This window comes from Actinoplanes sp. NPDC051633 (assembly GCF_040681735.1).
In the GTDB taxonomy this organism is placed as follows: Bacteria; Actinomycetota; Actinomycetes; order Mycobacteriales; family Micromonosporaceae; genus Actinoplanes.
Genome location: NZ_JBFAZH010000175.1, coordinates 1 through 9639 on the forward strand (window position 1 = coordinate 1; position 9639 = coordinate 9639).

Here is a 9639-nt window from a genome sequence, read left to right on the forward strand (position 1 = left end):
GCCTTCATAGCGGCCTATCTGATGGGTTGACCGGACCGTGGCACGCTGGATCCGTGCCCGCACGCCGTCTCACCGCGTTCGGCGCCGTCCTCGTGGCGGCGTCGCTCGCGGTGTACGCCTGGCTGCACGTCACCCCGCCGTCCGCCGACCTCGACTGGCGCCGGCGCACCATCAGCCAGTACGCCCTGCTGGAGAACGGCTGGGCGTTCGACGTGGCGACGCTGCTGCTCGCCGCCGGCTCGGCCGCCGTCCTCGCGGCCCTGGTCCGCTCGGGCGCGGTCCGGGCCCGGTCCGGAGCGTTCGCCGCGCTGGCGCTCTGGGTCGCCGGCCTGATCGGCGTCGTGGTCTTCGAGAAGCACAACTGGGCCGCCGGCCCGTCGATCAGCGGCGACGTCCACCGGGCGGCGAGCCTGCTCGCCTTCCTGAGCCTGCCGGCCGGCGCCGTGCTGGCCGGCGCGCCCTGGCTGCGGCGGCGCTCCGACCGGCAGGCCACCCGGGCGGCGGCCGTCGCGGTGTTCCTCGCCGGCATCGTCTCGCTGCTCTGCTTCTCCCCCATCCTCTGGGCGCTCGTCTCGGAGACGTGGACCGGCGTGCGCTGGTGGCATGCGATCCCGCTGGGCGGGGTGGAACGGCTGCTCGGCGCGGTCGAGGTGAGCACCGTGCTGCTGCTCGCCCGGTGGGCGTTCACCCCGGCCGCAACCGATGATCCCGACCGGAGTCAGGCGGGAACTCTCACGGCCGGCCGGGCCAGACCGTAGTTGTCGCGCAGCGTCCGGCCCGTGTACTCGGTGCGGAAGAGGCCGCGACGCTGCAGGATCGGGACCACGTGGTCGACGAAGAGCTCGAGGCCGGAGGGCAGCACCGGCGCCATGATGTTGAAGCCGTCCGCCGCCCCCTCGGAGTGCCACTGCTGGATGGCGTCGGCGACCTGCTCGGGCGTGCCCGCGAAGGTGCGATGCCCCCGCCCGCCGCCGAGGCGGCCGATCAGCTTGCGCACCGTCAGCCTCTCCCGCCGGGCCAGCTCGACGATCAGCGTGTACCGGCTCTTCGCCCCCTCGATCTCGTCCTCGCTCGGCAGGTCGGGCGGCAGTTCGCGGTCGAGGTGCAGGTCGTTCTCGTCGACCCGCAGCGTCTGAGCGAGCTGGCGCAGCGCGTACTCCGGCCGGATGAGCCGGTCCAGCTCCTCCTCCAGCGCCAGGGCCTCGCGCTCGGTCGAGCCGATGGCCGGCACGATCCCGGGCAGGATCTTGATGGTGTCGGGGTCGCGGCCCAGGGCCAGCGCGCGCCGTTTCAGGTCGGCGTAGAAGGCCTGCGCGTCCGCGAGGGTCTGCTGCGCGGTGAACACCGCCTCGGCGTAGCGGGCGGCCAGGCCCTTGCCGTCCTCCGACGAGCCGGCCTGCACGATCAGCGGGTGGCCCTGCGGCGAGCGCGGGACGTTGAGCGCCCCGGCGACCCGGAAGTGCTTGCCCACGTGCTCCGGCGGGTGGATCTTCGTGTCGTCGCCCCAGATCCCGGACTCCTTGTCGCCCAGCGCGGCGTCGTCCTCCCAGCTGTCCCAGAGCTTGTAGCAGACCTCCAGGAACTCGGCCGCGCGCTCGTACCGGGAGGCGTGGGCGGGCAGCTCGTCGAGGTTGAAGTTGCGGGCGGCGTCGACCCCGGCCGTGGTGACCACGTTCCAACCGGCCCGCCCGCCCGAGATGTGGTCCAGCGAGGCGAAGCGGCGGGCCAGGTTGTAGGGCTCGTTGTACGTGGTGGACGCCGTGGCGATCAGCCCGACGTGCTCGGTGACCCCGGCCAGCGCGGTCAGCAGCACGGTCGGCTCGAGCCCGCCGGCCGGGCGGCGGCCGATCGAGTTCCACAGCACCGGGCTGTCGGCGAGGAACAGCGAATCCAGCTTGCCGCGCTCGGCGACCCGCGCGAGGTGCTGGTAGTGCCGGATGTCGGTGTGCGCGTGCGGGTCGCTCTCCGGCAACCGCCAGGCTGCTTCGTGGTGGCCGACGGTCATCAGGAAGGCGTTGAGGTGCAGGGTCATGGCGTCACTCCGAGGGCTTCGAGCAGCAGGGCACGGGGGTCTTGCAGCGAGCCGCGGCGCAGCTCCAGGGTGATCCGGCCGTTGTCGAGGACCACGGTGCGGTCGGCGAGCTTCACCGCCTCGTCCACGTCGTGGGTCACCAGCAGCACGGACGGGCGGTGCCGCCGGCACAGGTCGCGCAGCAGCCCGTGCATCCGGATGCGGGTCAGCGCGTCCAGGGCGCCGAACGGCTCGTCGGCGAGCAGCAGTCGCGGCTCACCGACCAGCGACCGGGCCAGCGCCACCCGCTGCTGCTCGCCGCCGGAGAGCTCGTTGGGCCAGGCCCGTTCCCGTCCGGACAGGCCGACCTCGGCCAGCGCCTCGGTGCCGCGGCGGCGGGCGTCGGGCACCCGGAGCCCGAGGATCACGTTGTCGAGCACCCGGCGCCAAGGCAGCAGGCGGGAGTCCTGGAAGACCACCGACACATCGGCGGGGATGTCGAACGCGCCCTCGCCCTCGACGTCGTAGTCGATGCGGGCCAGCGCCCGCAGCAGCGTGCTCTTGCCGGAGCCGCTGCGCCCCAGCAGGGCGACGAACTCGTTCGGTTCGATGGTCAGGCTCAGGTCGTCGAGGACGACCTTGTCGCCGTAGCGGCGGGTCAGGCCCTCGATGCGGACGCCCTCGCGGGTCAGCTGGTCAGCGTGCGGCGCCATGCGAGCACCCTCCGTTCGATGAGGCGGACGACCGTGTCCGAGGTGAAGCCGAGGACGGCGTAGAGGGCGAGGCCGAGCAGGATCACGTCGGTCTGCGCGTACAGCTGGGCCTGGGCCATCAGGTATCCGATGCCGCTGAGCGCGTTGACCTGTTCGACCGTGGCCAGCAGCAGCCAGGAGACGGTGACGCTGAGCCGCAGGCCGACGAACAGCCCGGGCACCGCGCCCGGGAGCACGACGTGCCGCAGGAACTCCCAGCGGGAGTAGCCCTGCACCTCGGCCAGCTCGACGTAACGGTTGTCGATGCCGATCAGCGCGGCGTGGAAGGGCACGTAGATGCTCGCCGCCACGCCGGCCGCGATGAGCACGACCTTGAAGCCCTCGCCGATGCCGAGCAGCAGGATGAGCAGCGGCGCCAGGGCGATGGTCGGGATCGCGCGCTTGATCTGCACCGGCCCGTCGATCAGGGCGGTGCCGATGCGGCTGAGCCCGGCGACGACGGCCAGCGCGACGCCGACCGCGGCACCGGAGGTGAATCCGATCAGGACCCGCTGGGTGGACGCCCCGACGTGTTCCGCCAGTTCACCGCCGGCGGCCAGCCGGAGTGCGGTGCCCAGCACGGTCCACGGCGCGGAGACCAGGCGTGGGTCCAGCCAGCCGGCCGCGGAGGCGAGCGCCCAGAGGCCGAGCAGCACGGCGGGGCCGAGCAGACGCCCGTACGGGATGGGCCTGCCCGGGCCAAGCCGGCGGCGGGCGATCGGCGGGGCGGGGCGGGGCGGCGCCTCGAGAACGACCATCGTTCACTCCCTGTACTCGGCGGCCACGGACTCGGCCGCGATGGTCTGGAACCGGCGGTCGAAGAGGTCGGCCGCCTTGATCGGCTTGATGTAGCCGCCCTCGACGAGCAGGTCGGCGGACTCCTGCTGCCACGCCTGCGCCTTGTCCCAGCTGGTGGGGAAGGTCGGCTTGTCCTCGGTGGCCAGGATGCGTTTGCCGTCGGCCCTCGTGACGCCCTGGTCCTTGACGTAGTACGCGTCGATCCATGCGTCCCGGTTCTCCCGGGCCCAGACCTTCGACCGCGCCCAGAACGGGATGAACGCGCGGATCGCGGCGATCTTGCGGTCGTCGGCGAGCACCTCGGCGGGCGCCCACAGGATCGTCAGGTAGTCCACCGCGGTCATCGGGATCGCCTTGGCCCCGTCCTTGCCGTACTCGTTGACGTACTTGGTCAGCGACGGCTCAGAGAGCGGCGCGATGTCGATCTGCTTGCTCTGCAAGGCGACCAGGAACTTGGTGCTGCTCAGCGGGACGAGCCGGACGTCGGAGGGCGTGAGCCCCTGCTCCTTGAGCGTGCGGAGCACGACCAGACCCTGGGCCTGCCCCTGGGAGAAGCCGATCTTCCGGCCGCGCAGATCACCGAGCCCGGCGATGGCCGAGCCCGGCGCGGTGGCGTAGGTGTACTGCGGCACCTTCTTGGTCTGCACCGCGACGATCCGTGCGTCGTAGTTGATCGCCTCCGCCTGGATCGGCGGGATGCCGGCGTTGGAGGCCAGGTCGATGGACCTGGCGCGGAAGCCCTGGATGATGTCCGGCCCGGCGCTGAGGTTGGGCCACTGGGGCACCCGGAACGGCAACTTGGCGAGCTGCCCGGACGCCTGGAGCGCGACGTGCGTGGGATGAATGGCGATGACCAGCTCGGTGTCGGCGGCCACGGCGGACGGCAGCGGCGCCCCGGAGTCGAGCTCGGCCCCCGCGGCGCCGGCGGCACAGCCCGCGAGGCCCGTGACGGCGGCACCGGCGAAGCCTGTCAGCAGGTTGCGGCGTGTCAGTGACATGGACCGGACTCTAGCGAAGTCCTATTAAGCCGACATCACATACTGGTTTACTAGGTAATGATCTCGGCCGCGGTGAGACCCAGATGCAGGGTCAGCCGGGTACGCCCGTCGTCCAGATCCAGTCCGGTCAGCTCGCGCACCTGGCGCAGGCGGTAATACAGCGTCGTCCGGTGAATGTGGAGGGTCGCCGCGGCCGCCGGGCCGTTCCCCCATGGTCGAGGAAGGCGCGCACCGTGCCGGCCAGGAGGCCGCCCGGGTCGGCGGCCCGCAGCCGGCGCACCTCATCGGGCAGCGCCGCCTCGGTCAGCTCGCCGGGCGGGATGCGCAGCAGGATTCCCCACGGGCCCAGCTCGGCCCAGGTCGCCACCGGCACGCCGAGCACGGTCGCCGCAGCGCGCCGGGCCAGCCGGGCCTGCGCCGCGGACTCGAACGCCCGGTCGAGCCCGGGCACCGCCGACCCCACGCCGGCCGTGCAGTCGAACCGGCCGGCGGACAGGTCCTTGATCCGGGGCAGCAGGCGGTCGGCGTACCCGTGCGCATCCTCCACCAGCGCCACGGCGACCCCGTCGCGGACCGCGTGCAACGAGCCGGACAGGGCCGTCCGCAGCGCCCGCTCGACATGGCCGGCCGCCGCGTCCCCGCTGACCCCGAACTCGATGACGGTGACCCTGCTCAGAGGCGGCAACTCGGCGACCGCCGTCCAGCGCGAACCCGGGTTGTCCCCAATCAGATCGAGAACGGCCGCCTCGCGGGGATCCGCGCCGCCCGGTGAGAGCGGCGCGAGCTGGGGTGCGATCTCGTCGGCCACGCCGGTGATCACGGCCAGCTCGCGGGTGGTCAGCGACCCGTCGGCGTCCATCACCATCAGCAGGCCCAGCAGCTCGCCCTCCCGGCGGACCGGGAGGCAGACGCGGGCGTGCATCTCCAGCTCCGGGTTCGGCGGGATGATGCCGGCCGATGTCCACGTCGCGACGCCCTGCGCCAGCACGTGCCCGATCACCTTCGCGTCCGCCTCGCGCTGGAGCACGGCCCGGATCCGCACCGGGTCCTCGTCGCCGTAGTGGGCGCTGGCGTACAGCAGGTGCACGCTCGGGTCGTTGATCACCACGGACCGGCGCAGCCGGGCGGCCAGCCGGTCGACGGCCGTCTGGATCGGGTCCTGCGCCACGATCGTCGATTCTACAAACGGAGCAAGACACGATCGCTGGTTTCGTCTGCGGTCGGTGCCGCCGCCACGACCGGTGCGGCAGATTGAGTGACGTGAGTCACGCCAGGGAGCTCGACGGCCGGGTCGTCATCGTGTTCGGCGCCGGCTCCAGCGGGACGACGCTGAGCAACGGCGAGGCCGCCGCGCTCGCCTACGCGCGGGCCGGCGCCGCGGTGGCCGCCGTCGACCGCAGCGCCGACGAGGCGCAGCGGGTGGCCAAGGCGATCGGCGACGCCGGCGGCACCGGCTTCGCGGTGACCGCCGACGTGACCCGGGAGGCCGACGTGGCGGCGGCGGTCGCGTCCGTCCGGCACGAGCTGGGCACGCCGGACGTGCTGCACAACAACGTCGGCGACCCGGCGCCCGGCGCGGTGCCGGACCTCGGGCTGGACGACTGGAACGCTGCCCTCACGGTGAACCTGACCAGCGCGTACCTCACGTGTCACCACACCCTGCCGCACATGCTCGCGGCCGGGCACGGCGTGGTGGTCAACGTGTCCTCGGTGGCCGGCATCCGCGACACCGGCTACGTCTACCCCGCCTACAGCGCCGCCAAGGCGGGGGTCAACCAGCTCACCGTCTCCATCGCCCTCACCTATGCGGCCCGCGGGATCCGCGCCAACGCCATCCTCCCCGGCCTGATCGACACCCCCATGGGCGGCGGCCTGAACGACCGCGCGGCCCGCGACGCCCGGAGCCCGACCGGCCGGATGGGTTCGCCGCACGACGTCGCCGGCGTCGCCGTCTTCCTCGCCTCCGACCGGGCCGCCTACGTCAACGGCGTGTGCCTCCCGGTCGACGGCGGCCTCACCGCCCGCTGCGCCTGACTCAGACGAACGGAGCAAGCAATGACCACTTTCACGACCTCGGACGGCTGCGAAATCGACTACCGCGTCGACGGGCCGGCCGGCGCCGCCGGCACCCCCGCGGACACCCTGGTGTTGCTGCACGGGTGGTCGCAGTCCCGGGCCATGTTCGACCGCGCGCTGCCCACGCTGTCCCGCGACGTCCGCGTGGTCACCTACGACCAGCGTGGCCACGGCGAGTCCGCCAAGCCCGACCATGGCGCCCGGATCGCCCGGCTGGCCGGCGACCTGCGCGAACTGCTCGATCACCTGCAGATCGCCGAGGCGCATCTGGGCGGGCACTCGATGGGCGCCTCGGTGTTGTGGAGCTTCATCGACCTGTACGGCACCGGGCGGATCCGCTCGCTGATCATCGTCGACCAGCCCAGCGCCTGCGTCGTGCTGCCGTGGATGGCCGCCGGCGAGGGCGCTCAGGCCGGCGCGATCCTCGACTTCCCGGCCGCCGAGGGCTTCGTCCGGGCGATCGCCGAGGACGACCGCGCCACCCGCGACGGCTTCCTGAAGTCGATGCTGACCCCGGACATCCCGGACGACGACCTGGCCTGGCTCGGCACCGAGAACCTGAAGCTCCCGGCGCCCTGGGGCGCCCGGCTGCTGCTGGACCACGTGATGCAGGACTGGCGGGACGTGCTGCCGCGCATCGACGTGCCGACACTGGTGCTGGCCGGCGAGGTCAGCCACGTCGCGCCGGAGTCGCAGGCGTGGACCGCAGGGCAGATCAAGGGCGCCCGCCTGCGCACCTTCACCAAGGAGGAAGGCGGCTCGCACTTCCCCTTCTTCGAGGAGCCGGCCGCCTTCTGCCAGGAGGTCAGCGCTTTCGTCGCCGGGCGCGCCTGATCGCCGCGTACGCGACACCCGCCCCCACCAGGTACGGCCCCATCGCGATCACCGCGTCCAGCGGCTGGTGCACCACGTCGACGCGGCGGTCGCGCAGCCGGGACGCCAGGCCGTGGCGGGTGAACTCGGCCTTGACGCCGGTCTCGGCGATCACGTTGTCCGGGCGCCCCCGCAGCAGGCCGGTGACGCGGCTCTCGGCCACGTCCACCCGGTCGGCGGCGATCAGCAGCAGCCAGTGCGCGGCCCGCGCCTCGCTGAACCGCCGGTACGCGTACTTGCGGATCGCGCCGGACAGGCCCTTCGGCGGGCAGGAGGTGCCGAAGACCGGGGTCAGGAACGCGTGCTCGATCGAGCGCTCCCGCGGCCACTTCTCCTCCTGGCGCTCCGGGAAGTCCCAGTGCGCCCCGGTCGCGCCCGGGTCGTAGATCTCCCGCGGCACCGACGGTCGGTCCTTCGGGTCCAGGTCGGCGCCCCAGCCGGGGATGCGCGCCCGCAGCTCGTCGATCGGCACGGGCAGCTCGGGTTTCTCCGAGGTGTAGGCCATGTTTTCGGCTCCGGTCAGGATTCGTTGGGGACGATCAGCGGCTTGATGCAGCCGTCGAGCTTGGACGAGAACATGTGGTACGCCTCGGCGATGTGCTCGAGCGGGATGCGGTGCGTGACGATGTCGCTCGGCTTGAGATAGCCGTTCTTGATGTGCTCGAACAGCCGCGGCCACTGCCGCTTGACCGGCGCCTGGTTCATCCGCAGGGTCAGGCCCTTGTTCACCGCGTCGCCGAACTTGACAGCGCTGAAGATCGGGCCGTAGGCGCCCATCACCGAGACCGTGCCGCCCTTGCGGACCGAGTCGATCGCCCAGTTCAGGGCCACCGGTGAGCCGCCCTGCAGCTTCAGCTTGGCGCCTGTGAGGTGCTGCAGGAGGTTGCCGTCGGCTTCCGCGCCGACGGCGTCGATGACCACGTCGGCACCGAGGTGGTCGGTGGTCCTCTTCAGGTGGACGACGATGTCGTCGTACTCGGCGAAGTTGAGGATCTCGGCGTGGGCGAACTCCGCCGCCTTCTGCAACCGGTAGTCGAGGTGGTCGACGACGATGACCCGGCCGGCGCCCATCAGCCAGGCGGACTTGGCCGCGTAGAGGCCGACCGGCCCGGCGCCGAAGACGACCACCACGTCGCCCTCCTTGATGTCGCCGAGCTGCGCCCCGAAGTAGCCGGTGGACAGCGCGTCGGTGAGCAGCACGGCGTCGTCGTCGGCCAGCCAGTCCGGGATGATGCCGGGCCCGACGTCGGCGAACGGCACCCGGACGAACTCGGCCTGGCCGCCGTCGTACCCGCCGGTGGTGTGCGAGTAGCCGTAGATGCCACCGACCGCGGTGGCGTTGGGGTTGACGTTGTGGCAGTTGGAGTAGAGACCGCGGGCGCAGAAGAAGCACGAGCCGCAGTAGATGTTGAACGGCACCATCACCCGGTCACCCGGCTTGACGTTCTGCACCGACGAACCGACCTCTTCGACCACGCCGATGAACTCGTGCCCGAACGTCATGCCGACCCGGGTGTCCGGCATCAGGCCGTGGTAAAGGTGCAGGTCGGAGCCGCAGATCGCCGCTCGGGTGACCCGGACGATCGCGTCGTTGGGGTGCTCGATGACCGGCCGGTCCTTCTCCTCGACCCGGATGCGGTAGGGACCGCGGTAAACCATCGCTCGCATTCCGCCGGAGTGCCCCGGTATTTCCCGGGCAAACGCCGGGATTCAATAGCCAAGAGGGTTCAATACCCGGCGGCGAAGCCGTCCTTGCGCGGGTCGGAGCCGCCGAGGATGCGGCCGTCGCGGATCTCGATGGCCTGGCCGCCGCCGAACGGTGCACGGCCAGGCTCCTCGGCCACGGCGATCCCCGCCGCCCGCAGCTCGGCGGCGCGTTCCCAGAGCGGCTCCTCGACCAGCACGGCGTGGCGGTCGATGCGGAACCGCGGCCGGTCCAGCGCGGCCTGCGGGTCGAGGCCGTCGTCGACGACGGCGGTTACGTACTGGACGTGGGCCTGCGCCTGCACGAAGCCGCCCATGATGCCGAACGGGCCGCGCAGCCGCCCGTCCTCGATCAGCATCCCGGGCATCAGGGTGTGGTAGGGGCGGCGGCCCGGGGTGACCTCGCCGGACACCTCGAAACCCTCGG

12 protein-coding genes are annotated in these 9639 nt (G+C 72.1%); 3 read left to right on the plus strand and 9 right to left on the minus strand.

The genetic code is table 11. The features are described 5' to 3' along the window. Nucleotides 1–53: 53 nt before the first annotated feature. Complete coding sequence (locus AB0M20_RS12960; RefSeq protein ID WP_364297565.1) at nt 54–758, plus strand: DUF998 domain-containing protein; 705 nt, start codon at nt 54–56, stop codon at nt 756–758. Here AB0M20_RS12960 and AB0M20_RS12965 read toward each other — a convergent pair. The 6 genes from AB0M20_RS12965 to AB0M20_RS12990 are packed head-to-tail and all read right to left on the minus strand — an operon-like array spanning nt 719 to nt 5727. Further along, on the minus strand, nt 719–2032 hold the full coding sequence (locus AB0M20_RS12965) for an LLM class flavin-dependent oxidoreductase (protein ID WP_364297567.1): 1314 nt from the start codon (nt 2030–2032) through the stop codon (nt 719–721). The two genes, AB0M20_RS12960 and AB0M20_RS12965, sit on opposite strands and share 40 nt — an antisense overlap. Then, entirely contained in the window at nt 2029–2724 is a 696-nt protein-coding gene (locus AB0M20_RS12970; RefSeq protein WP_364297569.1) for an ABC transporter ATP-binding protein, read from the minus strand. Before AB0M20_RS12970 ends, AB0M20_RS12965 begins: the two co-directional genes overlap by 4 nt. Then, a complete protein-coding gene (locus tag AB0M20_RS12975) occupies nt 2700–3521 on the minus strand; it encodes an ABC transporter permease (protein ID WP_364297571.1) in 822 nt (273 codons plus the stop codon). The genes AB0M20_RS12970 and AB0M20_RS12975 overlap by 25 nt, the downstream gene beginning before the upstream one ends. Nucleotides 3522–3524: 3 nt before the next feature. Next, nucleotides 3525–4559, minus strand: coding sequence for an ABC transporter substrate-binding protein (locus AB0M20_RS12980; RefSeq protein WP_364297573.1), 1035 nt, complete (start codon nt 4557–4559; stop codon nt 3525–3527). Between the two features lie 50 nt (nt 4560–4609). After that, nucleotides 4610–4735, minus strand: a complete 126-nt coding sequence (locus AB0M20_RS12985) for a helix-turn-helix domain-containing protein (protein WP_364297587.1) — start codon at nt 4733–4735, stop codon at nt 4610–4612. Further along, nucleotides 4687–5727, minus strand: a complete 1041-nt coding sequence (locus tag AB0M20_RS12990) for a hypothetical protein (RefSeq protein WP_364297575.1) — start codon at nt 5725–5727, stop codon at nt 4687–4689. The genes AB0M20_RS12985 and AB0M20_RS12990 overlap by 49 nt, the downstream gene beginning before the upstream one ends. Nucleotides 5728–5819: 92 nt before the next feature. On the opposite strand from AB0M20_RS12990, the gene AB0M20_RS12995 reads away from it, so the two are divergent. Both AB0M20_RS12995 and AB0M20_RS13000 read left to right on the plus strand, forming a co-directional pair. Further along, nucleotides 5820–6593, plus strand: coding sequence for an SDR family NAD(P)-dependent oxidoreductase (locus AB0M20_RS12995; RefSeq protein ID WP_364297577.1), 774 nt, complete (start codon nt 5820–5822; stop codon nt 6591–6593). A 21-nt stretch (nt 6594–6614) separates the two neighbouring features. Further along, a complete protein-coding gene (locus tag AB0M20_RS13000; protein WP_364297579.1) occupies nt 6615–7469 on the plus strand; it encodes an alpha/beta hydrolase in 855 nt (284 codons plus the stop codon). Here AB0M20_RS13000 and AB0M20_RS13005 read toward each other — a convergent pair. The 3 genes from AB0M20_RS13005 to AB0M20_RS13015 all read right to left on the minus strand — a co-directional run. After that, nucleotides 7441–8013: a hypothetical protein gene (locus tag AB0M20_RS13005; RefSeq protein WP_364297581.1), complete on the minus strand. Its 573-nt coding sequence runs from the start codon at nt 8011–8013 to the stop codon at nt 7441–7443. The two genes, AB0M20_RS13000 and AB0M20_RS13005, sit on opposite strands and share 29 nt — an antisense overlap. A 14-nt stretch (nt 8014–8027) precedes the next feature. Further along, nucleotides 8028–9176, minus strand: coding sequence for a zinc-dependent alcohol dehydrogenase (locus AB0M20_RS13010; RefSeq protein ID WP_364297583.1), 1149 nt, complete (start codon nt 9174–9176; stop codon nt 8028–8030). A 59-nt stretch (nt 9177–9235) separates the two neighbouring features. Beyond that, nucleotides 9236–9639: gamma-glutamyltransferase (locus AB0M20_RS13015; RefSeq protein WP_364297585.1), on the minus strand; the 404-nt coding region annotated here is incomplete at its 5' end.